The 24,180-nt window shown below is 61.4% G+C and carries 21 protein-coding genes; 13 read left to right on the top strand and 8 right to left on the bottom strand.

The features are described from left to right. The first annotated feature begins 6 nt into the window (after positions 1 to 6). The 8 genes from ACJJVH_RS22735 to ACJJVH_RS22700 all read left to right on the top strand — a co-directional run bounded on the left by ACJJVH_RS22735 (position 7) and on the right by ACJJVH_RS22700 (position 7,912). Positions 7 to 795 carry an ABC transporter ATP-binding protein gene (locus tag ACJJVH_RS22735; RefSeq protein WP_113400729.1) on the top strand — a complete coding sequence of 263 codons (789 nt, stop codon included), beginning with the start codon at positions 7 to 9 and terminating at the stop codon, positions 793 to 795. After that, entirely contained in the window at positions 792 to 1,646 is an 855-nt protein-coding gene (locus ACJJVH_RS22730; RefSeq protein ID WP_113503057.1) for an ABC transporter permease subunit, read from the top strand. The genes ACJJVH_RS22735 and ACJJVH_RS22730 overlap by 4 nt, the downstream gene beginning before the upstream one ends. A gap of 56 nt (positions 1,647 to 1,702) precedes the next feature. Further along, positions 1,703 to 2,785, top strand: coding sequence for an LLM class flavin-dependent oxidoreductase (locus ACJJVH_RS22725; RefSeq protein WP_113436606.1), 1,083 nt, complete (start codon positions 1,703 to 1,705; stop codon positions 2,783 to 2,785). A gap of 164 nt (positions 2,786 to 2,949) precedes the next feature. After that, the gene (locus ACJJVH_RS22720; RefSeq protein ID WP_113392305.1) at positions 2,950 to 3,591 is read left to right on the top strand and encodes a DUF47 family protein; all 642 of its coding nucleotides are present in this window, start codon (positions 2,950 to 2,952) and stop codon (positions 3,589 to 3,591) included. Beyond that, on the top strand, positions 3,591 to 4,595 hold the full coding sequence (locus ACJJVH_RS22715) for an inorganic phosphate transporter (RefSeq protein ID WP_112799841.1): 1,005 nt from the start codon (positions 3,591 to 3,593) through the stop codon (positions 4,593 to 4,595). Before ACJJVH_RS22720 ends, ACJJVH_RS22715 begins: the two co-directional genes overlap by 1 nt. Positions 4,596 to 4,804: 209 nt before the next feature. Then, positions 4,805 to 5,254 carry a manganese-binding transcriptional regulator MntR gene (gene mntR / locus ACJJVH_RS22710; protein WP_112799839.1) on the top strand — a complete coding sequence of 150 codons (450 nt, stop codon included), beginning with the start codon at positions 4,805 to 4,807 and terminating at the stop codon, positions 5,252 to 5,254. 221 nt (positions 5,255 to 5,475) lie between these two features. After that, a complete protein-coding gene (locus ACJJVH_RS22705) occupies positions 5,476 to 6,945 on the top strand; it encodes a sensor domain-containing diguanylate cyclase (protein ID WP_113370889.1) in 1,470 nt (489 codons plus the stop codon). 121 nt (positions 6,946 to 7,066) lie between these two features. Next, on the top strand, positions 7,067 to 7,912 hold the full coding sequence (locus ACJJVH_RS22700) for a mechanosensitive ion channel domain-containing protein (protein ID WP_113357453.1): 846 nt from the start codon (positions 7,067 to 7,069) through the stop codon (positions 7,910 to 7,912). 169 nt (positions 7,913 to 8,081) lie between these two features. Here the strand turns inward: ACJJVH_RS22700 and ACJJVH_RS22695 are convergent, their stop codons facing one another. From ACJJVH_RS22695 to ACJJVH_RS22685, 3 genes are all read right to left on the bottom strand, one after another. Then, on the bottom strand, positions 8,082 to 8,744 hold the full coding sequence (locus tag ACJJVH_RS22695) for a hypothetical protein (protein ID WP_412065213.1): 663 nt from the start codon (positions 8,742 to 8,744) through the stop codon (positions 8,082 to 8,084). A 414-nt stretch (positions 8,745 to 9,158) separates the two neighbouring features. Continuing rightward, positions 9,159 to 10,250 (bottom strand): LLM class flavin-dependent oxidoreductase, encoded by a 1,092-nt coding sequence (locus tag ACJJVH_RS22690; RefSeq protein WP_412066195.1) that lies wholly within the window; start codon positions 10,248 to 10,250, stop codon positions 9,159 to 9,161. A 109-nt stretch (positions 10,251 to 10,359) separates the two neighbouring features. Next, positions 10,360 to 11,307: a LysR family transcriptional regulator gene (locus ACJJVH_RS22685; protein ID WP_412066194.1), complete on the bottom strand. Its 948-nt coding sequence runs from the start codon at positions 11,305 to 11,307 to the stop codon at positions 10,360 to 10,362. A gap of 104 nt (positions 11,308 to 11,411) precedes the next feature. Between ACJJVH_RS22685 and ACJJVH_RS22680 the strand changes: the two genes are divergently transcribed. The 4 genes from ACJJVH_RS22680 to ACJJVH_RS22665 are packed head-to-tail and all read left to right on the top strand — an operon-like array spanning position 11,412 to position 18,708. Further along, complete coding sequence (locus ACJJVH_RS22680; RefSeq protein ID WP_412066193.1) at positions 11,412 to 12,806, top strand: VOC family protein; 1,395 nt, start codon at positions 11,412 to 11,414, stop codon at positions 12,804 to 12,806. A 60-nt stretch (positions 12,807 to 12,866) separates the two neighbouring features. Continuing rightward, on the top strand, positions 12,867 to 14,399 hold the full coding sequence (locus tag ACJJVH_RS22675; RefSeq protein ID WP_113422742.1) for an aldehyde dehydrogenase family protein: 1,533 nt from the start codon (positions 12,867 to 12,869) through the stop codon (positions 14,397 to 14,399). A 5-nt stretch (positions 14,400 to 14,404) separates the two neighbouring features. Beyond that, a complete protein-coding gene (locus ACJJVH_RS22670) occupies positions 14,405 to 15,640 on the top strand; it encodes a pyridoxal phosphate-dependent aminotransferase (RefSeq protein ID WP_412066192.1) in 1,236 nt (411 codons plus the stop codon). 32 nt (positions 15,641 to 15,672) lie between these two features. Then, positions 15,673 to 18,708 carry an FAD-binding and (Fe-S)-binding domain-containing protein gene (locus ACJJVH_RS22665; protein WP_412066191.1) on the top strand — a complete coding sequence of 1,012 codons (3,036 nt, stop codon included), beginning with the start codon at positions 15,673 to 15,675 and terminating at the stop codon, positions 18,706 to 18,708. Positions 18,709 to 18,788: 80 nt separating this feature from the next. On the opposite strand, the gene ACJJVH_RS22660 is transcribed toward ACJJVH_RS22665, so the two are convergent. Further along, a complete protein-coding gene (locus ACJJVH_RS22660; RefSeq protein ID WP_113370882.1) occupies positions 18,789 to 19,892 on the bottom strand; it encodes a saccharopine dehydrogenase family protein in 1,104 nt (367 codons plus the stop codon). Positions 19,893 to 20,030: 138 nt separating this feature from the next. Between ACJJVH_RS22660 and ACJJVH_RS22655 the strand changes: the two genes are divergently transcribed. Continuing rightward, positions 20,031 to 20,462 (top strand): Lrp/AsnC family transcriptional regulator, encoded by a 432-nt coding sequence (locus ACJJVH_RS22655; protein WP_412066190.1) that lies wholly within the window; start codon positions 20,031 to 20,033, stop codon positions 20,460 to 20,462. 10 nt (positions 20,463 to 20,472) lie between these two features. Here the strand turns inward: ACJJVH_RS22655 and ACJJVH_RS22650 are convergent, their stop codons facing one another. Genes ACJJVH_RS22650 through ACJJVH_RS22635 form a run of 4 tightly spaced genes read right to left on the bottom strand, consistent with a single transcriptional unit; the run spans position 20,473 to position 24,151 of the window. Beyond that, positions 20,473 to 21,297 carry an ABC transporter ATP-binding protein gene (locus ACJJVH_RS22650; RefSeq protein WP_113357447.1) on the bottom strand — a complete coding sequence of 275 codons (825 nt, stop codon included), beginning with the start codon at positions 21,295 to 21,297 and terminating at the stop codon, positions 20,473 to 20,475. Then, positions 21,294 to 22,283 carry an ABC transporter ATP-binding protein gene (locus tag ACJJVH_RS22645; RefSeq protein ID WP_113357446.1) on the bottom strand — a complete coding sequence of 330 codons (990 nt, stop codon included), beginning with the start codon at positions 22,281 to 22,283 and terminating at the stop codon, positions 21,294 to 21,296. The genes ACJJVH_RS22650 and ACJJVH_RS22645 overlap by 4 nt, the downstream gene beginning before the upstream one ends. Before the next feature lie 2 nt (positions 22,284 to 22,285). Then, positions 22,286 to 23,143 carry an ABC transporter permease gene (locus tag ACJJVH_RS22640; protein ID WP_112799813.1) on the bottom strand — a complete coding sequence of 286 codons (858 nt, stop codon included), beginning with the start codon at positions 23,141 to 23,143 and terminating at the stop codon, positions 22,286 to 22,288. A gap of 3 nt (positions 23,144 to 23,146) precedes the next feature. Continuing rightward, positions 23,147 to 24,151 (bottom strand): ABC transporter permease, encoded by a 1,005-nt coding sequence (locus tag ACJJVH_RS22635; RefSeq protein WP_112799811.1) that lies wholly within the window; start codon positions 24,149 to 24,151, stop codon positions 23,147 to 23,149. Between the last annotated feature and the right edge of the window lie 29 nt (positions 24,152 to 24,180).

Genomic DNA, 24,180 nt, shown 5'->3' with positions numbered 1-24,180 from the left:
GGTCCCATGCTCCAAGTCGACCATGCCAGCGTTTTCTTTGCGGCGCGCGATGGCAGAACCGTCCACGCGCTCGACCGCGTTTCCTTCAACATCCCGGAACGTGGCATCGTGGTCGCCCTCGGTGCATCCGGTTGCGGCAAATCCACCCTGCTCAACGCGATCGCCGGCTTCCTTCCGCTTTCGGAAGGCAAGATCACCCTCGACGGCAGGCCGGTTTCCAGGCCCGGGGCCGACCGAGGCGTGGTCTTCCAGAAAGACTCGCTGCTGCCGTGGAAATCCGTCGTCGACAACGTGGCGCTCGGCCTGCAATTTGCGAGGCTGGGGCGGCGCGAACGACGGGAGCGCGCCTCCGAACTCCTGCGGCTCGTCGGGCTGACCGACTTTGCCGATGCCCTGCCTTATGAACTGTCGGGCGGCATGCGCCAGCGCGTCGGCATTGCCCGCGCGCTCGCCACCGATCCGGACATATTGCTGATGGACGAGCCTTTCGGCGCCCTCGACAGCCTGACGCGCGAGCAGATGCAGGAACTGCTGGTCTCTGTCTGGGCCAGAACCGACAAGCGCATCTTCTTCATCACCCATTCGATCGAGGAGGCGTTGTTTCTCGGCACGGAGGTTCTGGTCATGTCGCCGAGGCCGGGGCGCGTCGTCGCCCGCTTCGAGCTCGATTTCGTGCATCGTTTTGCCGCCAGCGGCGACACGAGGGCGATCGTCACATCTCCCGAATTCGGCAACCTGCGCGAAGAAATTCGCGGCATCCTTCATAACGCCGACGCCATCAGGAGCGCCGCATGAGCGACATCATCGAGACGCACACGCTCTCAATTTCCCAGAAGGGTGCGCGGCCGAAGCTGGTTCGCCTTCCCGATTTCGGCGTCGGCGACAAGCCCACAGTCGTTATCAGCATCGTCACCGCGATCGCCTGTCTCGGCCTTTGGTGGCTGGTCGCCAAGCTCGGCCTGGTATCGCATCTCTTCCTGCCCCGGCCCGACGAGGTCCTGACGCAGATCGGCGTCGTCTATCGCGATGGCTATGCCGGCGCCTCGCTTTCCGAACATATATCGGCGAGCCTGTTCCGCATCGTCGTCGCCGCGGCCATTGCGATTGCATTGGGCATTCCCGTCGGCCTGCTGATGGGCCTCAACCGCTGGGCAAAAGGTGTCCTGGACACGCCGATCGAGTTCTATTGGCCCTTGCCGCCGCTTTCCTATCTGCCGCTGATGATCATCTGGCTCGGCATCGGCGAGACCTCGAAGATCACGCTCCTCGTGCTGGCGATGTTCGCGCCGATCTGCCTGTCGGCGCAGGCCGGCGTGCGTTCGCTGCCGCTGGAGCGCGTCAATGCGGCACGCTCGCTGGGCGCCAGCCGGCTGCAGCTCTTCTTCGCCGTCGTACTGCCCTCGGCCCTGCCGGAAATCCTGACCGGCGTCCGCATCGCCTTCGGCATCGGCTGGGGAACGCTGGTGGCGGCCGAACTCATCGCCTCGACCCGTGGCATCGGCTTCATGATCATGTCGGCATCGCAGTTCCTTGCCACCGATGTCGTCTTCGTCGGCATCGGCATCATCGCCGTCTGCGCCTTCGCGTTTTCGGCAGCCGTCCGCATTCTCGAGGCCATCCTCGTTCCCTGGAAAGGCAAGCTTTAGACGCGCGCCGCCGACGGCGGCACGTACTCTTCTATCGAATTCAGACAGGCCCCGGCATGAGCAGCAATTGCGAATTTCTCTGGTACATCCCGAACGACGTCAAACCCGGCCACCGCGGCGATTCCGCCGTCGAGAACCATAACAGCCTGGAAACGCTGACAAGCCATGCCAGAGCGCTGGAGGATCACGGCTGGAAAGGCGCACTGCTCGGCACGGGATGGGGCCGGCCCGATACGTTTACCGTGGCTGCAGCGCTGACGTCGCGTACCACCACGTTCGAGCCGCTGATCGCGATCCGGCCGGGCTATTGGCGACCGGCGCATTTCGCCGCCGCCGCCGCGACGCTCGATCACCTGAGCGGAGGCCGCGTGCGCGTCAATATCGTATCGGGCAAGGACAATCTTGCCGCCTACGGCGACAGCGAAGGCGATCAGGCGCATCGCTATGGCCGAACCAAGGAGTTCATGCGGCTCGTCCGAAAGCTCTGGACCGAGGAAAACGTAACCTTCGAAGGCGAGCATTTTCGCGTCAGCAAATCCACGGTCGCACCCCGCATCCGGCATCACGGCGAACGCCTGCACCCCAAGCTCTATTTTGGCGGCGCTTCCGACGCGGCCGAGCGCGTTTCCGCCACGGAAGCCGACGTGCAGCTCTTCTGGGGCGAGCCTCTCGCCGATATCGCCGATCGCATCACCCGGCTCAAGGCATTGAGCGGAAAGCTTGACCGCGATCTTCCGCCGCTGGAATTCGGGCTGCGCATAACCACGCTGGTTCGCGACACGACCGAGCAGGCCTGGGCGGATGCCGAAGCGAAGGTTGCCGAAATGGCAAGGAATAAAGGCACCGGCTGGAACGATCACCGGCAGTCGGTTGCCGTGGGCCAGAGGCGGCTGTTCGATCTGGCGGAGCGCGGCGAGGTGCTGGACGACAATCTCTACACGGCGCCGGGCAAGTTCGGCGGCGGTGGCGCCGGAACCACATGGCTGGTCGGCTCTGCCGAGGATGTCGCCCGCTCGCTGCGCAGATATCGCGATCTGGGGATCACGCATTTCGTGCTTTCCGACACGCCTTATCTGTCTGAAATCCAGCGGCAGGGCGACCGATTGCTGCCGCTGCTGCGCGCGCAGATACCGGCCTGACCGGTCGGCGCGCTGCATAGAGAAGCCAATTGCATTCGACAAAGCGAACGTAGCGTGTCCACAACAAACGTGGGCGACGGCTGAAAACATCGCCATTCCGCGCCTTTCCAAGCCGCGCGTTGTCAATTATGACAATTTCGCGACAATGGACGCATGGAGTGTTGATGTTAGGCTGGTTTCGCAAACTCATGCCGCGCGAGGATCGTTTCTTCGATCTGTTCGCGCAGCACTCGCGCACGATCGTCGGCGCCGCCGAGGCGCTGAACGAGCTGCTCTCGGGTAACGACATCGAGGGAAAGTGCCGGCAGATCGTCGAATTCGAAAATCAGGCCGACGACATCACCCGCGATGTGCTGCTTGCCGTGCGCAAAAGCTTCATCACCCCATTCGATCGAGGCGACATCAAGGACCTGATCATGTCGATGGATGACGCCATCGACATGATGCACAAGACGGTCAAGACCATTCGCCTCTTCGAGCAGAAGAGCTTCGATCCGCGCATGCAGCAGATGGGCGGGGTGATCGTCAAGGCGGCGCATCTCGTCGCCGAAGCGGTGCCGCTGCTGGATCGCATGGGCGCCAACGCCACCCGGCTTGCCAATATCACCGAAGGGATCGTCACGGCTGAAGGGCATGCGGACGAGTTGCACGAGCAGGGCCTGAAGGAACTTTTCCGCAGCCATGGCACCTCCAACGCCATGGCCTATATCATCGGCAGCGAGATATATGGCGAGCTGGAAAAGGTGGTCGACCGTTTCGAGGACGTCGCCAATGAGATCAACGGCATCGTGATCGAGAGTGTCTGATGGAGGCCTCGCTCGCCTTTCCGCTGCTGGTGGCAATCATTGCCACGGCGCTGTTCTTCGATTTTCTGAATGGCCTGCATGACGCCGCGAATTCCATAGCCACCATCGTCTCGACCCGAGTCCTGCGGCCGCAATACGCGGTTTTGTGGGCGGCATTCTTCAACTTCATCGCTTTCCTGTTCTTCGGGCTGCATGTCGCGGAGACGCTTGGAACGGGGATCATCGACCCGAAGATCGTCGACGCATCCGTCATTTTCTCCGCATTGATGGGGGCAATCGTCTGGAACATCGTCACCTGGATATTCGGCATCCCATCCAGTTCCTCGCATGCCCTCGTCGGCGGCCTGATCGGCGCCGGTATCGCCAAGGTCGGCGTCAGTTCGATCGTCTGGGTCGGCGTTTTGAAAACGGCCGGCGCCATCGTCATGTCCCCCCTGATCGGCTTTCTGCTCGCCCTGTTCCTGGTGCTTGGCGTCACATGGCTCTTTGTGCGGCAGACACCGTTTGCCGTCGACCGCACCTTCCGCATCATGCAGTTCTTTTCGGCCTCGCTCTATTCTCTCGGGCATGGAGGCAATGACGCCCAGAAGACGATGGGGATCATCGCCATACTTCTTTATTCCCAAGGATATGGCGGCGGTTCCTTCCACGTTCCTTTATGGGTGGTTCTTTCGTGTCAGACGGCCATGGCCCTCGGCACGCTGCTCGGCGGATGGCGGATCGTGCATACGATGGGCTCGAAAATAACGCGCCTCAACCCCATGCAGGGTTTCTGCGCGGAGACGGGCGGCGCTTTGACGCTTTTTGCGGCAACCTGGCTCGGCATACCGGTCTCGACGACCCACACGATTACCGGCGCCATCATCGGCGTCGGCGCTGCCCGGCGGGTATCGGCGGTGCGGTGGGGCGTTGCCGGCAATATCGTCATCGCCTGGGTGATCACGCTGCCCGCCGCCGCGGTCATTTCGGCACTGTCCTACTGGTGCGTCCGGATTTTCCATTGAACGGCGCAAGCATTCTTGCCCTGCCCGGACCCGGGGGTAACACGACCCGAGGGTCGGGCGCCGATAAGCCGACACGGCATGAACCCGGAATCCTCATCCCCGATTGGCGGTGACTATACCGCGATGAGGGTTTCATTGCGCTTGCGATTTATTTATAGGCTAGGCTAAATATCTTTACCACTTTCTTAGCCTTGCGAAGGTGAGCCGTCTTGACGAAATTGCCTCCCACTCCGGAAAGCCGGCTTGCCTCAACGGAAGTCGAGTCGCATGCCGAGGCCTTTCAGAAAAGCCGTGACGACCGGCGCACGGAACTGATGGAAGATTACGTCGAGCTCATCGCCGACCTCATAGAGCATTCCGGCGAGGCACGTCAGACGGACATCGCACAGAGGCTGGGAGTGACGCAGCCGACGGTCGCCAAGATGCTCAAGCGTCTGGCCGAGGAAAATCTGATCACGCAGCGCCCCTATCGCGGCGTGTTTCTGACCGAGGAAGGACAGCGCCTGGCGGTTGCCACCCGCCGGCGCCACGAGGTCGTGGAAGCCGTGCTTTGCCGCCTAGGCGTCGACCCCGACACGGCGAGGAACGACGCTGAAGGCATCGAGCATCATGTCAGCGAAAAGACCCTTGAAGCGTTTGAACGCTTTCTGAAGACGTGACGGAACAGGCCCATGGAAATCGGTGCGCCGTGACACCAGCGAACCATTTTTGGCACAGTTTCCGCAAGAATGAATTGAAAACAGGCCGCTATTGCCCGCGCGGCTTGACCAATCGGCGGATATCAACGCAAGCTTTACAAATCTTCGCTAAGCAGAACCCAGCGAACAGCCGGCCTTTGTGCTTCTCATACTGATTTTCACTGCCGGCGCAGGGAATTGGAATGAACGCCCAGGATTTTAGCAGCACAGTGTTCGATCTCGCGCCTGTCGCCATGTGGCTGGAGGATTTCAGCGGCGTCAAGGAACAATTCGATCTCTGGCGGTCGGAAGGGGTGACGGATCTGCGCAGCTACTTGCTGGCCGATGTGCAGCGCGTCGCGGCCTGCTCGCAGAAGATCCAGGTCCTTGCCGTCAACGCCAGGACGCTGGAACTGTTCGAAGCGCCCTCCTTCGAGACGCTCGTGGGAAGCCTTCCCCAGATCTTCCGGGACGAAATGCTCCGAAGCCATGTGAACGAGCTTGTGGCGCTATGGGAAGGCAAAACCGAATTTTCGGGCACCGCCATCAACTACTCCCTTGGCGGCAAGAGGCTCGATATCCAGCTTCGCGGGGTCATCCTTCCGGGACATGAGGAATCCTGGGACAGGTTGCTTTTGACCACCGAGGACGTGACGGCGCGCGAGGAGGCAAGGCGCCAGGAAGAGCGGCAACGCCGCTATGCGGAGGGGATGTTCGAACATTCGCCCGTATCCCTGTGGGTCGAGGATTTCAGCCGCATCAAGATTCTGCTCGATGAAATCCGCAATCGCGGCATCGTCGACTTCCAGGTGTTTCTCGACGTACATCCGGAATTCGTGCAGCAATGCATGAGCGAAATCAGCGTGCTCGATGTCAATCAGGCGACGCTCGATCTGTTCTGCGCGCCGGACCGCCAGACCTTGCATCACCGGATCGGTGAAGTGTTCCGGGACGACATGGAGAAGCATTTCCGCGGGCAACTGGTGGAATTGTGGAACGGCCGCCTCTTCCATCAGCGCGAGGTGCTGAACTATGCCCTCGACGGATCGGAACGTCACGTTCTGCTGCAATTTTCCGTCTTTCCCGGTTTTGAGAGCGACTGGTCGCTGGTGCAGGTTGCACTCACCGACATCACCGCCCGCAAAAAGGCGGAGGCCTATCTCGAATATCTCGGCAAGCACGATGTCCTGACCAGGCTTTACAATCGCGCCTTCTACATGGAGGAGATCAATAGGTTGGAGCGCAAATCGCTGCGGCCGGTCTCGGCCATCATCATCGATCTCAACGGACTGAAAGAGGCCAACGACGAAAGCGGGCACGATGCCGGCGACGCGTTGCTGCGCCGGATGGGCGAGGTGCTGAACAGCGTCGTTTCCCTGCCGAACCATGCAGCCCGGATCGGCGGCGACGAATTCGCCATTCTCATGCCGGGTACGGACGAAATCACGGCCGGAGCGATGGTTGAGACGATCAACGAACTGCTGAAGATCAACAACCAGTTCTATTCCAGCGCGCCGCTCAGCGTCGCCGTCGGTGTCGCGACGAGCCAGCCCGGCGAAACGATGGAAGCGATGATCAAACGCGCCGATCTCGGCATGTACGAACAGAAAAAGGCTCACTATGCCGCCATCGCCGGCACCGCGGGCGCACATCAGGCAAAGCACGGCGTCTGAAGCCTCCGCATGGAGGCTATCCCGTACAATCACTTGAAACGGCTGGGATTCATGCACCCGAAGATCGGGAACAAAGATTGCGACTTCTCATTTGGCTCTCTGAAAAAGATGGAGTTTTAAAATGGAAGATCAAACGACCAACATCGTCGTCGCCACCCGCACCGCACTCGACCAGGCTTCGGCGCTTGCGGTGCAATACGGTTTCTCGATTCTCGGCGCGATCATTCTGTTGATCGGCGGCTGGCTGCTTGCCGGCATCATCAGCCGCTCGGCCTATCGCGTCATCTCGCGTATCCGCGGCATCGACGAGACGCTGGCAAGCTTCTTCCAGAACGTCCTGCACTACAGCCTGCTCATCCTGGTCTTCATCACCGTTCTCGGACAATTCGGCGTTCAGACCGCTTCCATCATCGCCGCCCTCGGCGCTGCCGGTCTGGCGGTTGGCCTGGCGCTGCAGGGCACGCTCCAGAACATCGCCGCCGGAATCATGCTGCTGATCCTGCGGCCGTTCCGCGTCGGCGAATATATCGAGACGGCCACCGTCAAAGGATACATCAAGGAAATCGGGCTCTTTGCCACGGAGATGAAGACGGCGGACGGCCTCTACCTCATGGCCCCGAACTCCACGCTCTGGAACACCCCGATCGTCAACTACAGCCGCGAGCCGGATCGACGCCAGGCATTGGCCGTCACCCTGGGCGGGAATGTCGACATCGATCTTGCCCGCAAGACAATTCTGGACGTCCTGAAGGAAGATCGTCGTATCAAGAGCACGCCGGCACCGAAAGTCTACCTCGACGACCTGGCAGCCGACCAGACCGTGTTGAATATCGAATACTGGACGCTCACCACCTCTTGGTCGGATGTGCGGCACGAAGCCGTGTCGAAACTGAAGGCACGGCTTGCCGAGGCAGACGTCGCCGCCAGATTGCCGGCGGACCCCGCCACCACAGCCGCAGCCGATTGATCCTGTCGCGCATCGCCAAGCCTGCCGCCGGCAGGGAGCTGAACCAGCAGCAGGCTTCGCAAGGCCACAGGGACCTCAGAGCAAGATTGATTCCTTGCCTGCCTTAAACTTCAGTGAGCGGCATTTGTTCCGTGCCTTGCCGGCGGAGGCGGTCAGGCTCACCGAAGGACTACCATTTGATGCGGTAGTCGACACGCAGGTTGCCGGTCGGCACCAGGGTCTGCGGGTCGACGAAGGAAGCCGAGAAATTGAGATTCGGCGTCAATGGCTGCTGCAGCGATACGGAGCTGGAAAACATGCTGCCCACATCCTTCAGATTGCCGATCGCCGATACGGACGTTCCCGTCCAGGGAACGGCGACGGTCACTGCGTTCGTGGCGGTAACGGAGTTTCCCGCATTCCGCGCGCCCGCATAGTTCACATTCAGCGAGCGGGACGTGCTCATGTCCAGATTGCTCCAGACCGCCCAGCTTCGCGAACGTTCGAGGCAAAGCGATCCCGTACCGTTGACGGTGTCGACCCTCAACGCGACTTCACGGCGCCACACGGTTGAAAAGCGTTTGTGGTCATCGATTGCCCTTCCCCAGAACGTTGCCAGCCGGCTGCTGCGCACGATTCTGCCATTGGCCGCTCCGCCAAGCCCAAGATCCATGCCCGCGCTCATCTCCCAGGCCATCGGCAGCCGAAAGCCAAGCGTCGTCTTGTATGTTCGCGGCGCCAGCTTGACCGGCGACCAGATCATCAAATCGCTGGCTTTGGCCGCCGGCGGCAAACTGACGCTGGCAAGGAGACCCAGAACGCCGCGAAGGGCGCGTTTTGACTTAAAGCTCATGAAAAGCCCGATTATCTGTGTCCAAGGCAATGCCCAGGGCGCAATGAGACAACAGCCGGAGACGGCGCAAACGTCGCGTTCCGGCCTCGGATCGATATGTTCGGTTAAGCGCTTGCAAGGCACAGCGCGCCGGAGCCCAAGTCAAGGCATCCGGGTGAAGGGAATAGCGCCGCCGCAAATCAAGCGGCACCCTTCGCCAGAAGAATCCCATCCGATGGCGCGCTTGTAAACCCCTTGGGGCAAGTTTTTTGCTGCAATGCACACTCGCTGCGGCGGCAACGATGTCGCACCCGCAAATGGCAGCGATGCAAATGGGCTGAAAGCCGGCATGCGCCGACTCGCCACAGGATCAGCGGAAGGCGATCATATACGCCGCTGTCGAGCGCCGGTGAAGGCGGGGAAAGCAGCCATCCCTCACTCTATCCGCAACCCGGCCTTCTTCAGAAGCGGAAGCACCCGATCGCAGAAATAGGGAAGCTCCTGCGTGTAGTTGACGAAGGACAGCGCAATTCCGGCATAACCTTGCCCGGCGATCGCAATCATCTCCTCCGCGATCCGCTGCGGCGTGCCGATCAACGGGTAGCTGCCGGCACCGCCGGCAAAACGCTGCCGATAACGGTCATAAGCTTCGCGATCATGAGATTGCGAGAATTCCTTCTTGCCGGCCATATGCTGGTCGACGGCGTCGTGATCGGCCATGGTCACGGCATAGCGGGTGTAATAATCTTCCGCTTCCGCCTGCGTCTCGCGGCAAACCACATGGCACACCGTATAGACGCCGACCTGCCGGCCTTTTCCTTCCGCTCGTCCCGCGATGTCGACCACATGCTTTCCGGCTTCACCGATCTCGGTAAAGGTGGTGAAGAGATAATCACAATGGGCCGCGGCAAAATCGCGACCGGGGCCGCCAAATGCTGCGTTCATCGTCACTGGCCGCGGTGCCTGCAGGCTTGCCGGGCGGCTGACGGCTTCCTTCAGATTGTAATAGCTGCCCGCATAGTCGAGCGGCTCATCGGACGCATAGAGCTTTTCGACGATTTCGAGCCATTCGGCCGCCTGATCGTAGCCCTTTTCGACCAGCGGCACGCCGAACATGCCGAATTCCTTCGGGTTCCAGCCGCAGACAATGTTCAGTCCAGCCCTTCCCCCGCTGATATGGTCGACCGTGGCGAGCGACTTGGCGGCATAAAGCGGATGAACGAGCGGCACATGCACCGTCATGAAGAGGCCGATCCGCTCGGTTGCGGCAGAAAGTGCGGCAGCCCAGGTGAAGGTCTCGAACGACCATTCGCGCACGCGGTTCTTGCCGCCGAAGCCGCGCCAGCGGGCAATCGGCAGAAAGAATTCGAGCCCGGCCCGGTCGGCGATCTGCGCCGCGGTCAGATTATCCTGCCAACCGGCAGTCCAGCGCTCGGGCACGTCGGTTATTGCGAGGCCGCCATCCGCATTTGCGGAAAAAACGCCGAGCTTCAAGCGGTTCGGTCCCTTCAGCGGATGCGTCTTCATGATGGCTTCCTCCTCCCCGAGTTCACCTCGCGCCAGCTCCACAGTGGATGTGCGGCGACCTGATATGGAAATGTGTGACGCTGACGAGAAAGAATTTCAAGCTTAAAATTTATCGATCGACATCGATAGAAGGAGATGCCTCGCTGCTCATGGCCTGCGATTGCGGCGTGACCTCGCTCAGCAGCCAGTTCTGGAACAGCATGGCGGTCTCGTTCGTCTGCTTCTTTTCCGGCATGACGACGTAGTAACTGTTCTCCGTCGGCATCGGCAGATCGAACAAGGGCAAAAGGGTGCCGGCTTTCAGCTCTTCCTCGATCAGATAGGTCGGCAGGAGCGCTACGCCGATCCCGGCGATGGCCGCAGCGATGATCATGGAAAACTGGTCGAAGCGCGCTCCGGGATAGGCGTTCTCGCTTGGCAATTTCTGCAGGTCGAACCATTGGGCCCAGAGCTTCGGACGCGTTGTCAGGTGAAGCAGCGGAGCACCCGCCAGCTCGCCCGCCGAGCCCAGATCCAGCCGTCCGGCGAGCTCCCGGCTGGCCACGGGCAGAACGGTTTCGTTGCAAAGGAACGTCGCAACGGCACCTGCCCAGGCGGGCAGGCCGTAGTGAATGGCAAGGTCGAAATTATCCTCGTCGAAGCTGAACGGTTTGGAGCGCGACTCCACCGTAACAGCGACAGCGCCATGCTCGTCGAGAAATCGGCCGAGGCGCGGCACCAGCCAGCGCGTGCCGAAGGTCGGCAAGGTCGCGACCTTCAGCGACAATTTCATCTGCCCGGCGGCAACGGCGCCGATCATCAGGCGCTCCGAGCGCAGCAGCAGGTCCTTGACCTCGGGCAGCAACCGAAGCCCGGCTTCGGACAGCACGACACGCTGCCGAACGCGCTCGAACAGCTTCAGGCCCGTCTGCCGCTCCAGATCGCTGATCTGCCGGCTGACGGCGCTCTGGGTCAGGTTGAGCTCTTCCGCGGCACGCGAAAAATTCTGGTGGCGCGCGGCGCATTCGAACGCCTGCAGATTGACGATGTCCGGGATAAGCCGTCGCCGCATGATCATTCCATTTTCGCATCAAGTTAGAATTCTCTCTCACAAGACTGGCGGCCAGACAAGAGATATCCTGCCAAACAGGAATGACATAGCTTTTCAGGAAGAGATCGCACATGAAGCCTGATCACGTCTCGACCAGCGACATTCGCAGCGCCTTTTCGGCCGCCATGTCGGCGATGTATCGCGAAGAAGTGCCCGCCTACGGCACGCTCATGGAGCTGGTTGCGCGCGTCAACGACGAAACGCTCGCGGCACAGCCCAAGCTGAAGGAGCGGCTGGAAGCCACCGATTATCTCGATCGCATCTCCGAGGAGCGGCATGGCGCCATCCGGCTCGGCACGGCGGCGGAGCTTTCGATGATGGCGCGCGTCTTTGCCGTCATGGGCATGTATCCGGTCGGCTATTACGACCTTTCGACCGCCGGCGTTCCCGTTCATTCCACGGCATTCCGTCCGATCGGCGATGCGGAATTGAAGCGCAATCCCTTCCGCGTCTTCACCTCGCTGCTGCGGCTCGACCTCATCGCCGACGAAGACCTGCGCAGGGCAGCCGCGGACATTCTCGCCAGACGCCGCATCTTCACCGATGGCGCCATTGCGCTCACCGAGAAGGCCGAACGCGATGGCGGCTTGAACACGGACGATGCCCAGCACTTCGTCAGCGAAGTGCTCGAAACCTTCCGCTGGCATGACGAAGCCAATGTCGATGCCGCCATGTACCATCGCCTCCATGATGCCCATCGCCTGATTGCCGATGTCGTCTCGTTCAAGGGACCGCACATCAACCACCTGACGCCGCGCACGCTGGATATCGACCGCGTGCAGGCCCTGATGCCCGACTATGGCATTGCGCCGAAGGCCGTTGTCGAAGGTCCGCCGACGCGTGCCTGCCCGATCCTGCTGCGCCAGACCTCGTTCAAGGCGCTCGACGAGCCGGTATCCTTCCGCAATGCCGGCGGGGCATGGGAAGAAGGCTCGCATACGGCCCGCTTCGGCGAGATCGAGCAGCGCGGCATTGCACTGACGCCGAAGGGTCGTGCGCTCTATGACAGGCTGCTGGATCAGTCGCGCAAGATCGTGCGTCCGGCCGCCGACGGATCGAATGCGCGCGACTACGAGGCCGCACTCGCGCAGAGCTTTGCCGAATTTCCGGACGATTGGTCGACGATCCGTGCCGAAGGTCTTGGCTACTTCACCTATTCGCTGACGGCCAAGGGCAACGCCGCTTCAACGAACCATGGCGATATCGAGACGCTGATCGACCAGGGCCTCGTCCAGTTCGACCCGATCGTCTACGAGGATTTCCTGCCCGTCAGCGCCGCCGGTATTTTCCAGTCCAACCTTGGAGACGGTGCACAGCAGGAATTCGTTGCCAGCCCGAACCAGCAGCGTTTCGAAACCGACCTCGGCATGAAGGTGCTGAACGAATTCGACCATTATGCCGGCATCGAGCAGGGATCGATCGACGCCTGCCTGCGGGCCCTATCCAAGCAAGACGCCGCCGAGTGATGCGATGCGGCCAGGCGCGCCGCTCGCACCCCGGATCAAAGACAAATGGAGTTTCAAAAGATGAACATCGCAGCAAAGAACCCCTCCGTCGCAGCCGAGGCTGCCGCCATCCTGGAAAAGCTCGGCGTCGACAAGGCTCTCTACACGCAGGGCGACATGCCCTCCTATTCTCCCGTCACCGGCGACAAGATCGGCAGCCTCAAGACCGTCTCCGCCGATGAAGCGGCAAAGCGGATCGAGAAGGCCCATGCCGCGTTCCGCGCCTGGCGCCTCGTGCCGGCGCCGAAGCGCGGCGAGCTGGTCCGCCTGCTGGGCGAAGAACTGCGTGCCGCCAAGGACGATCTCGGCCGCCTGGTTTCCATCGAAGCCGGCAAGATCCGCTCCGAAGGGCTGGGCGAAGTGCAGGAAATGATCGACATCTGCGATTTTGCCGTCGGCCTCTCCCGTCAGCTCTACGGCCTGACGATTGCCACCGAGCGTCCGGGACATCGCATGATGGAAACCTGGCACCCGCTCGGCGTCGTCGGCATCATCTCGGCCTTCAACTTCCCCGTCGCGGTCTGGTCGTGGAACGCGGCGCTGGCGCTGATCTGCGGCGACGCCATTATCTGGAAGCCTTCCGAAAAGACGCCGCTGACGGCGCTGGCCTCCCAGGCGATCCTCGATCGCGCGCTTGCCCGCTTCGGCGATGCGCCGGAGGGCCTGTCGCAACTGCTGATCGGCGACCGCGCAATCGGCGAAGTCCTGGTCGATCACCCGAAGGTGGCGCTCGTTTCGGCAACCGGCTCGACGCGCATGGGCCGCGAGGTCGGCCCGCGACTTGCCAAGCGCTTCGCCCGCGCCATCCTCGAACTTGGCGGCAACAATGCCGGCATCGTCTGCCCGTCGGCCGATCTCGATATGGCATTGCGCGCCATCGCTTTCGGCGCCATGGGCACCGCCGGCCAGCGCTGCACCACGCTGCGCCGCCTGTTCGTCCATAAGAGCGTCTACGACCAGCTCGTGCCGCGGCTGAAGAAGGCCTATCAGAGCGTATCGGTCGGCGATCCCCTGCACTCTTCCGCCCTGGTCGGCCCGCTGATCGACAAGGCAGCCTTCGACGGCATGCAGAAGGCCATTGCCGAAGCCAAGGCACACGGCGGTTCCGTCACCGGCGGCGAGCGCATCGATGTCGGCCATGCCGACGGCTATTATGCAAAACCGGCGCTGGTGGAAATGCCGAAACAGGCAGGCCCGGTTCTGGAGGAAACCTTCGCGCCTATCCTCTATGTCATGCCCTATGACGATTTCGATGCCGTTATCGACGAGCACAACGCCGTCGCCGCCGGCCTGTCGTCATCGATCTTCACGCGCGACATGCAGGAATCCGAACGCTTCCTCGCGGCCGATGGCTCCGATTGCGGCATCGCCAATGTCAATATCGGCACCTCGGGCGCTGAAATCGGCGGCGCATTCGGCGGCGAGAAGGAAACCGGCGGCGGCCGCGAATCCGGCTCCGACGCCTGGCGGGCCTATATGCGCCGGGCGACCAACACCGTGAACTACTCCAAGGCCCTGCCGCTTGCGCAGGGTGTCTCCTTCGACATCGAGTAAGCTCCATGACGATCGCCACCAAAATCGAAGAGGCGGGCTTTCAGCCCGCTTCGCGGATCGCTTCCATCGGCGTTTCCACTATTCTCCAGATCGGCGCGCGCGCCAGTGCGATGAAGCGGGAAGGCCTGCCCGTCATCATTCTCGGCGCCGGCGAACCGGATTTCGATACGCCTGACAACGTCAAGGAGGCCGCCAAGGCCGCCATCGATCGCGGCGAAACGAAATATACGGCCCTTGACGGCACGCCGGAGCTGAAAAAGGCCATCGCCGGAAAATTCAAGCGCGAGAACGGCATCGACTACGCGCTTGATGAAATCACCGTCGCGACAGGTGCCAAGCAGATCCTGTTCAACGCCTTCATGGCGTCCATCAATCCGGGCGACGAGGTCATCATCCCGACGCCCTACTGGACCTCCTATTCCGATATCGTCGAAATCTGCGGCGGCGTGCCCGTGCTGATCCCGTGCGATGCCGCGGCCGGCTTTCGCCTAAAGGCGGACCAGCTCGAAAAGGCTGTTACCCCGAAAACGCGCTGGCTGCTGCTGAATTCGCCATCGAATCCTTCGGGCGCGGCTTACTCGCAGGCCGATTATTTGCCGCTGATCGAAGTGCTGCTGCGCCATCCGCATATCTGGCTTATGGTCGACGACATGTATGAGCATATCGTCTATGACGGCTTCCGCTTCACCACGCCCGTCGCGATCGAGCCGAGCCTGAAGAGCCGCACGCTGACGGTCAACGGCGTTTCCAAGGCCTATGCCATGACCGGCTGGCGCATCGGCTACGCCGGCGGTCCCAAGGCATTGATCAAGGCCATGGCCGTCATCCAGAGCCAGGCGACCTCTTGCCCATGCTCCGTCAGCCAAGCGGCAGCCGTTGCCGCATTGAATGGCCCGCAGGACTTTCTTGAAGGTCGCAAGGCAAGCTTCCAGCGCCGGCGTGATCTGGTCGTCAGCCGGCTCAATGCCATCGAAGGACTGGATTGTCTGGTGCCGGAAGGTGCGTTCTACACATTCTCGGGCTGCGCCGGCATACTTGGAACGACAACGCCATCCGGAAGGTCCATCGAGACGGATGCGGATTTCTGCGCCTATCTGCTCGATGAAGCGCATGTCGCCGTGGTGCCCGGCTCGGCCTTCGGATTGTCGCCCTATTTCCGCATTTCCTATGCGACATCGGAAGCCGATCTCATCGAAGCGCTCGATCGCATCGAACGGGCCTGCGCCGATCTGCGGCGATAGTCGCCGGATAAAACGCCGGAAGCTTTCGTACCATGCTCCCACGCCTCGTTTCGGCGAAAGACAGCAGCAAGCAGCAGGTCGGCGCCTTTGGGCGCCGGCTGGCCGCACGCGGCTTTCGCGGCGACGTGGAGATCGATGACGGCGCCCGGACGGTGGCTTCGACCGACAACTCCATCTATCAGGTCAAGCCTGCAGCCCTTCTCTATCCGCGCGGCGCCGACGATCTGAGGATCATCGCAACAACCATATCGGAACCCGCCTTTTCCGACATGACCATCGCGCCGCGTGGCGGCGGAACCGGGACGAACGGCCAGTCGCTGACATCGGGTGTCATCGTCGATTGCTCCAAGCACATGAACCGTATTCTGGAGATCGATCCCGTGCGCAGGATCGCCCGCGTCGAGGCCGGCGTCGTCAAGGACCAGCTCAACAAGGCCCTCAGGCCACACGGCCTGTTCTTCGCACCAGAGCTTTCCACCTCCAACCGCGCCACGATCGGAGGCATGATATCGACCGATGCCTGCGGCCAGGGCTCATGCCTCTACGGCAAGACCAGCAATCACGTTCTCGGTCTTCGCGTCGTGCTCTGCGATGGCATCGACTGGTGGTCGCGTCCTCTCGGTGACGCGGAACTGGAGAAGATCAAGACACGCGAAGATCGGATCGGCGAGATTCACAGGGTCGTCGACGGGATCGCCGGAGACAAAAGCGAGCTGATCGCGGCCACCTTCCCGAAGCTCAACCGCTACATGACCGGCTACGATCTCGCCCATATCAGGCGTGAGGACGGCCGCTTCGATCTCAATGCGGTGCTATGCGGCTCGGAAGGCACGCTTGCCATGATCGCCGAAGCCGAACTCAACGTTCTGCCGATCCCGGCCGAAGCGGCACTTATCAACATCCGCTACGATGACTTCAACACAGCGCTCGAGGACGCCCGGCGGCTGGTGGCGCTGAAGGTGGCCTCGGTCGAGACCGTCGACGAGAAAGTGCTTGGCCTGGCGAAGGGCGACATCGTCTGGACCAGTATCGCCCGCTTCTTTCCCGAGGATGCATCCGGCTCCGCCAACGGCATCAACCTCGTCGAACTGCTGGCCGACGACCGCGAGGAGCTGGAGCGCAAGCTCGCTGACGTCGCCGCCGCCCTTGATGACCTCTCATCCGCGCGTCACAAGGGCTATACAGTCGCCCGCGACAGGGCCGAAATCGAGGCGATATGGTCCATGCGCAAGCGCGCCGTCGGCCTGCTCGGCAATGTCGAGGGACCGGTGCGGCCGGTGCCCTTTGTTGAAGACACCGCCGTCCCGCCCGAGCATCTGGCCGCCTATATCGGCGAATTCCGGGCGCTTCTCGATGCCGAAGGTCTGGATTACGGCATGTTCGGCCATGTCGATGCCGGCGTGCTGCATGTTCGCCCCGCGCTGGACCTGACGCGTGCCGACCATCAGCCGCTCGTGCGCAAGATCAGCGACGGCGTGGTCGCACTGACGCGCAAATATGGCGGCGTGCTCTGGGGCGAACATGGAAAGGGCGTGCGCTCGGAATACGTGCCGGAATTCTTCGGCGATCTTTATCCCTGCCTGCAGGACATCAAAAGCGCCTTCGACCCGGAGGATCGCCTCAACCCCGGCAAGATCGCCTCGGCCACCTCCCGCCCGCTGCTCAAGATCGACGAAGTGCCGTTGCGCGGCGATTTCGACCGGGTTATCGGCAACGATATCCGCGCCGCCTTCGACAATGCCGCCTATTGCAACGGCAATGGCGCCTGTTTCGACTTCGACGCCGCAAGCCCGATGTGTCCCTCCTTCAAAGCGACGGGCGACCGGCGCTATTCGCCTAAGGGGCGCGCAGCGCTGATGCGCGAATGGCTGCGTCTGCTTGCCGAACGGCAGGTCGACCCACGACGCGAGGCGGAAACGCAGCGTGGCGCCAACCGCTTCGGCAATGCGCTTCGCCGGACGTTCAATTCGCTCAATCCGTGCAATCGTGACGACTTCTCGCATGAAGTGCGGGCGGCAATGGATACCTGCCTCGCCTGCAAGGCCTGTGCGGGGCAATGTCCCGTCAAGGTCAGCGTGCCGGCCTTCCGGTCGAAGTTTCTGGAGCTCTATTACGGCCGTTATCTCAGGCCGTTGAAGGATCCGATCGTCGCCGCGATCGAGACCACCCTGCCGCTGATGGCGCGCATCAGGCCTGCTTACAATCTGTTGACCGGGTCCCACGCCGGTCAGTCATTGATGCGTCTTGCCGGCCTCACTGCCCTTCCGGCCATGCCTGCGATCTCGCTGCGGCGGGAAGCCGTCCGCCTCGGCGTGCGCGTCGCCACGCCGGAGCGTCTGGAGAAGCTTTTGGCGGAGGAGCGCGCTCAATCTGTCGTCGTCGTCGCCGATGTCTTCTCCACCCATTTCGATCCGGCCGTGGTCATCGCCATGATCGAGCTCGCGCTGAAGATGGGCATGAAGCCATGGCTGGCCGCCTCGCAGCAAAACGGCAAGGCCCTGCATGTGCATGGCTATCTCGGCCGTTTCGAGAAGGCCGCAGCAAAATCGCGGGACTATCTCGACCGCATATCGCGAATGGGCATCCCTCTCATCGGCATCGATCCCTCGATGACGCTGACCTATCGCGGCGAATATGCCGCCCTGCCCTCTGCGCGGCTGCAGACACCGGTGCTGCTGCCTCAGGAATGGCTCGCCGCCAATCTCGGCAGAGTACCGCTGCCGAAAGCTTCTCCTCGCGAGCGTTTCACGCTGCTTGCCCATTGCACGGAACGAACGAATGCACCGGCCGCGCTCAAGCAATGGTCGCTACTGTTCGAGAAGCTGGGCATCAAGCTCGAAATGGCCGATGTCGGCTGCTGTGGCATGGCCGGCACTTTCGGCCATGAACTGCGCAATCGGCCTATTTCGGAAAAACTCTATGCGATGAGCTGGCAAGACAAGATCGCCGGGAGCGGCACTCAAGATGTGGTCATGGCAACCGGCTTCTCCTGCCGCTCGCAGGTCGCCAAGATGGAGCATCGAACCATCCCGCATCCCATCGAGGTCCTGAATAACCTGATCGGCTGAGACGCGGCGCATGCCGGCATCGCAAAACAGATGTGGCGCCCAACAGGCGCCACATGCAAATCACCATGCGCAAGCTTCGCTTACACGGCTTCTCTCATCCTGATCTTTTCCAGGCTGTAAACCTGCCCGAAGCGATTGGCGAGGAAATCGCCGAGATCGATTTCCTCCTGGCAGACGAAGCCCTTGGCAGGCAGTTTGCCCTGAGCGAGCAGATCGAGCACGGTGGTAATGCCGGCCGCGGTGGTGATCTGGATAGCGCTCATCTTCTTAGCCGCGACGATGCCTGCATAGACTTTGTTGGCATAGGTCTCCTGCATATAGCGGCCATCGCGCCAGCCGCAGACGGTCACGAAAATAACGACTACATCCTGCATGGTGGCAGGCAGCGCGTTTTCGAACAGATCCTTCAGCACATCGCGACGATTCTTGAGGTTCAGGTCGTTGAGGAGCGCCTTGATGATCGCCTGATGGCCAGGATAGCGGATGGTGCGGTAGTTCATCGTCCGCACGCGGCCGGTCAGCGTCTTGGCAAGGGTTCCGAGGCCGCCCGAGGTGTTGAAAGCCTCATAGGTGACGCCGTCGAGCGAGAATTCCTCGCGCTCTTCCATGGCCGGCACGGTCACGAGCTTGCCTTCGACGATCGCTTCGCACGGCTCGATGTATTCGTTGATGAGGCCGTCCGTGCTCCAGGTCAGATTGTAGTTCAGGGCATTGGACGGATATTGCGGCAGCGCGCCGACGCGCATGCGCACGCTATCGAGGCTGTCGAAACGCTTGGCGAGATCATTGGCGACGATCGAGATGAAGCCCGGAGCGAGGCCGCATTGCGGAATGAATGCGGTGTTCGCACCCTGCGCCAGCTCCTCCACCTTCTTCGTCGTCGCGACGTCCTCGGTGAGGTCGAGATAATGGACGCCTGCCTCAAGCGCCGCTTCGGCCACGAAACCGGTCAGATGAAACGGTGCTGCCGACAATACGGCGAACTTGCCCTTCAGCACGGCGACCAGAGCCGCGCCGTCGGCGATGTCGACGGCTGCGGTGGAAATCGCGGGATGGCGATCGATCTTGTCCAGCTGCTCCTGGCTGCGGTCGGCAACAACGACCTTGTAATCGCCGGTCTCGGCCAGCATCAGAGCAATCGCTCCACCGATCTTGCCGGCGCCGATAACCACTATGTCCTTCATATGACTCCCCTGCATTTCATTGATAAGATTTTTATAAGTGTAGGCCGCAGTTGAACGATTCATAGCGACAGAAAATGCATTTCGTTGTATAAATTTCTACAAAACGACGAGCCAATTTCGCAAAATGCAGGAAGCGCCATGCAGGTTACAGATAAGGATCGCGAGCTGATCGCCTTGCTCGGCCAGAACGCCCGCATGCCGGTGGCGACGCTCGCCAGAAAACTGTCGCTGTCGCGCACCACTGTTCAAGCCAGGCTAGAGCGACTGGAGCGGGAGGGCGTGATTGCGGGGTATGGCGTGCGGCTTTCCGAGGCCTATCTTTCCGGCCTCATTCGCGCGCATGTGCTGATCACGATAGCGCCGAAGGCGCTGTCGGCCGTGACGGCATCGCTGGACGCGATCCCCCAGGTAGCGGCGCTTCATTCGGTCAGCGGCACCTTCGATCTGATTGCCATCGTCGCAGCGCCGTCAATCTCCCAGCTCGATCAGCTGATCGACGAGATCGGCACGATCGGCGGTGTAGAACGCACCCTTTCGTCCATCATTCTTTCCACGCGAATCTCGCGTTGAGACACGCCGCTCAGCCGGGCGATACCGGCTCCATTTCAGGCGTGGTGGAGAGGACTGCTTCCTTCAGCGCACGCGAATAGGGGTGCTGCGGATTGTCGAGGACGGTGCGTGCGCCGCCTTGCTCGACGATCTCGCCCTTCTTCATGATGATGATGCGGTCGCTGATGTAATAGGCGGTCGCAAGATCGTGGGTGATGTAGATGATCGAGAGCCCCAGCTCCTTCTTCAGCTGACCGAACAGATTGACGATCGCCATTCTAAGCGAGGCATCGACCATCGAGACAGGCTCATCGGCCACCAGCAACCGAGGCTGCGGGATCAGTGCGCGGGCGATTGCGGTGCGTTGCAGCTGCCCACCCGACAGCTCATGCGGAAATCGCCCCTTTATCTCGGCAAGCGTCAAGCCGATGTGGGCAAGCGCCGCGTCAGCCATTCGCTCGATTTCCGCTCGGCCCGGTCGCGCACCATCAGGCGCGAAATTCCTTGCTGTTTCAAAAAGATATCGATCGACCCTCTTAAGCGGGTTGAATGCCTCGAACGGATTCTGAAGCACCGGCTGGACTTCGCGCATGAAGGCGCGGCGCTCGGATTTTCCATGAATGGCGACGGGGCGGCCGCGAAAGGCAAGGCTGCCCGAGGTCGGCGCCGTCTGGCCGAGGATCATCGACGCGATGGTGGATTTGCCCGAGCCGGATTCGCCGACGATGGACAGGATTTCCGGCTCCTCTCCCAGGGTCAGACTGACATCGCGCACCGCCGTTACGTGACGGCGGCTGAGCATGCCGCCCTGCCGGTAGACCTTGCCGACATGCGAGAGTGTAAGAAGATCGCTCACCCCTGTCCTCCCGTCGCCGCAAAACAGGCAACACGCCGATCCGGTTCGACCGCCACCATCGGCGGCGCTTCGCGACTGCAGATATCCATGCGCTTCGGACAGCGCGGATGGAAACGGCAACCTTCCGGCGGCATGGCGAGATTGGGCGGCCGTCCCTCAAGGGAGGGCCGCGTGGAAGCATCGCCGATCCGCGGCAGGCTCGCGACCAGATGCTGCGTATAGGGATGCAGGGGCAGATGAAAGAGCTTGCGCGTCGGCGCTTCTTCGACCAGCCGGCCGGCATAGACGATGCCGATACGGTCGGAGACGGCGGCATGGACACCCATGTCATGGGTGACGAACAGGAAGGAAGAGCCCATCTCGTGCTGGATTTCGCGGATCATCTGCAGGACGTCACGCTGCACGATGACGTCGAGCGCGGTCGTCGGCTCATCCGCGATGATGAATTCCGGTGTCAGTATGGTGGCGAGCGCTATGGTCACGCGCTGGCGCATGCCGCCGGACAGCTCATGCGGATAGGCATCGAGAAGCTGGGCGTCGAGCTTCAGTCGTTGCAGGTGGGTGCCGACACGGTCAAGGAATGTCGCCCGATCAACCTTCATATGACGGAAGGCAAAATCCGTGAACGAGTGGCGAATGCGCCGAACCGGATTGAGCACATTCATCGAGCCCTGCATGATATAGGACAGATGCCGCCAGCGAAGCGAGGCACGCTCCTGCGGCGTCATGGCATAGATATCCTGCGTTCCGCCATTGAAATGAAACTTGACCGAACCGGAAACGACGCGAAGCGGCGGCCGTATGGCGCCCGCTATCGTCTTGATCAGCGTCGTCTTGCCGCTGCTCGATTCACCCGCAACCCCGTAGATTTCACCGCGGCCAATGGCCAGGCTCACATCGTCGACCGCCCGCACCTCACGATCGACGCCATAGAGGAAGGCCCGATAATAGGCCTTGAGATCGTTGACCTCGACGACCGCCTCCATGCCTAGCCTCCCATCCGGTTCAAACGACTGCGCGGGTCGTTGTATTCGTTCATCGACATCGACAGCAGGAAGAGCGCCATGAACAGGATCACGATTGCGGCCACGGGCGCGGCGACCCACCACCATGTTCCGGCGATCAAGGCCGAATGCGCGTTGGCCCAATAGATCATCATGCCCATGGTCGGCGTTTCGATATCCGTGAAACCGAGCACCGAAAGCGTGATCTCCATGCCGATCGACCAGATCATATTGTTCATGGTCGTGGCGAAAACGATCGGCAGCACGTAGGGCAGATGTTCCTCGACGAGGATCTTGCGCATGCTCATGCCGGAATAGACGCTTTGCGTGGTAAAGGGCCGCGTCTTCAGGCTGATCGCCACCGAGCGGATCAGGCGCGCGTCATACGACCAGCCGAGCGACGCCATGACGACGATAAGCACTGTCCACGTCATGTCGTCCTTGAGCACGAAATAGAACAGAATCAGCAACGGAAACTGCGGGATGACCATGATGCTGTCGTTGATCGCCATCAGCACGCGGTCGACGATACCGCCCGCATAGCCTGCCACCAGCCCCACCACCAGCGAAATGATCCGGGACAGAAAGGCGACGCCGATGCCGAAATAGAGCGTATTCCTGAGCGCGACCGCGAGTTGCCAGAAAACATCCTGGCCGCGCGATGTCGTGCCCAGCCAATACTGACCATCAGGCGGCATATCGGGCGGCAGCAGATAGAGGTCGGCAGGACCATAGGGCGAGAAATAGGACAGGATCACCATGCCGACGATCACGGCAAACAGCAGGAGACCGCACAGGAACTCCGCATTCTGGCGAGCAAGGTCGCGAACGATCGTCAGCATGGCCTATTCCACCTTGATGCGCGGGTCGATCAACGGACCCAATATGTCGATGATGAAGACGGCGGCGGCGACACCGGCGATCGACAGGGCGCTGAGCCCGAGGACAAGGCTGTAATCGCCCGCGTGGACGGCCGAAATCAGAAGGTTGCCGATGCCTGGATAGCCGAAGACGATCTCGGTGATGACGGTGCCGTTGAAAACCGCGCCCAGCGACATGGCAAGGCCGGTAAACTGCGGCACCATGGCATTGCGGGCGATGTAGGACCGCAGAATCCTGCGCTTCGGCACGCCGCCGAGCTCCGCGAAGACGACGTAATCCTCTGTGATGATATTGGAGACGAGCGCTCGCATCCCGATGAGCCAGCTGCCCGTGCCGACGAGGATCAGGGACAGCGCGGGCAGGATGGAATGGCGGAGAATATCCAGCACCAATCCGAAGGACAGTTCCAGATTGGTATTCATCTCATAGCCGCCATTGATCGGCAGGATCGGCCAGATGTAGCCGAAGAGAATGATCAGCACGAACGCCAGGATGTAATAGGGTATGGGCTGCATGGCGATGAAGACGAGGCTTACAGCCTTCAGCAGCATGCTCTTGCGATAATAGCCCGCCAACGCGCCGATCATGTTGCCGAGCAGGAATGTGATCAGCGTGGAAACGGTCATCAGCCCGATCGTCCAGGGCAGCGCCCGCGCGATGATGGCGGAAACAGGCGTTGGAAACGCCGAGAGCGACGGCCCGAGATCGCCGGTCGCAAGGCGCGTCCAGAAATGCAGATATTGCTGCCAGATCGAGCCCTGCAGCCCATAGAGTTCCTTCAGGGACTGACGCATCAGTTCGACGGCACGAGGGTCCGACTGTCCCATTTGCTGGATTGCGCCGATGCTTTCCTCGACCGGATCGATCGGCGTCAGATGCGTGATGAAGAAAGTCGCGGAAATGCCGAGGAAGACGACGAGCAGAAACTGGCCAAATCGTTTCAAGACGAAAACTGGATAGGACGTCATGCCGTCGTTTTCCTTGCTGCTGCTCGCAC

This window comes from Rhizobium sp. SYY.PMSO, from assembly GCF_046840415.1.
In the GTDB taxonomy this organism is placed as follows: domain Bacteria; phylum Pseudomonadota; class Alphaproteobacteria; order Rhizobiales; family Rhizobiaceae; genus Rhizobium.
The sequence above is the reverse complement of the archived record's forward strand: the minus strand, read 5'-3'. Positions and strand labels throughout refer to the sequence as shown.

Excerpts from the sequence above, each read along its gene's own strand:
- ACJJVH_RS22735 (WP_113400729.1), top strand. The coding sequence starts at position 7 with ATGCTCCAAGTCGACCATGCCAGCGTTTTCTTTGCGGCGCGCGATGGC.
- ACJJVH_RS22730 (WP_113503057.1), top strand. The coding sequence starts at position 792 with ATGAGCGACATCATCGAGACGCACACGCTCTCAATTTCCCAGAAGGGT.
- ACJJVH_RS22725 (WP_113436606.1), top strand. The coding sequence starts at position 1,703 with ATGAGCAGCAATTGCGAATTTCTCTGGTACATCCCGAACGACGTCAAA.
- ACJJVH_RS22720 (WP_113392305.1), top strand. The coding sequence starts at position 2,950 with ATGTTAGGCTGGTTTCGCAAACTCATGCCGCGCGAGGATCGTTTCTTC.
- ACJJVH_RS22715 (WP_112799841.1), top strand. The coding sequence starts at position 3,591 with ATGGAGGCCTCGCTCGCCTTTCCGCTGCTGGTGGCAATCATTGCCACG.
- ACJJVH_RS22705 (WP_113370889.1), top strand. The coding sequence starts at position 5,476 with ATGAACGCCCAGGATTTTAGCAGCACAGTGTTCGATCTCGCGCCTGTC.
- ACJJVH_RS22700 (WP_113357453.1), top strand. The coding sequence starts at position 7,067 with ATGGAAGATCAAACGACCAACATCGTCGTCGCCACCCGCACCGCACTC.
- ACJJVH_RS22695 (WP_412065213.1), bottom strand. The coding sequence starts at position 8,744 with ATGAGCTTTAAGTCAAAACGCGCCCTTCGCGGCGTTCTGGGTCTCCTT.
- ACJJVH_RS22690 (WP_412066195.1), bottom strand. The coding sequence starts at position 10,250 with ATGAAGACGCATCCGCTGAAGGGACCGAACCGCTTGAAGCTCGGCGTT.
- ACJJVH_RS22685 (WP_412066194.1), bottom strand. The coding sequence starts at position 11,307 with ATGATCATGCGGCGACGGCTTATCCCGGACATCGTCAATCTGCAGGCG.
- ACJJVH_RS22680 (WP_412066193.1), top strand. The coding sequence starts at position 11,412 with ATGAAGCCTGATCACGTCTCGACCAGCGACATTCGCAGCGCCTTTTCG.
- ACJJVH_RS22675 (WP_113422742.1), top strand. The coding sequence starts at position 12,867 with ATGAACATCGCAGCAAAGAACCCCTCCGTCGCAGCCGAGGCTGCCGCC.
- ACJJVH_RS22670 (WP_412066192.1), top strand. The coding sequence starts at position 14,405 with ATGACGATCGCCACCAAAATCGAAGAGGCGGGCTTTCAGCCCGCTTCG.
- ACJJVH_RS22665 (WP_412066191.1), top strand. The coding sequence starts at position 15,673 with ATGCTCCCACGCCTCGTTTCGGCGAAAGACAGCAGCAAGCAGCAGGTC.
- ACJJVH_RS22660 (WP_113370882.1), bottom strand. The coding sequence starts at position 19,892 with ATGAAGGACATAGTGGTTATCGGCGCCGGCAAGATCGGTGGAGCGATT.
- ACJJVH_RS22655 (WP_412066190.1), top strand. The coding sequence starts at position 20,031 with ATGCAGGTTACAGATAAGGATCGCGAGCTGATCGCCTTGCTCGGCCAG.
- ACJJVH_RS22645 (WP_113357446.1), bottom strand. The coding sequence starts at position 22,283 with ATGGAGGCGGTCGTCGAGGTCAACGATCTCAAGGCCTATTATCGGGCC.
- ACJJVH_RS22640 (WP_112799813.1), bottom strand. The coding sequence starts at position 23,143 with ATGCTGACGATCGTTCGCGACCTTGCTCGCCAGAATGCGGAGTTCCTG.
- ACJJVH_RS22635 (WP_112799811.1), bottom strand. The coding sequence starts at position 24,151 with ATGACGTCCTATCCAGTTTTCGTCTTGAAACGATTTGGCCAGTTTCTG.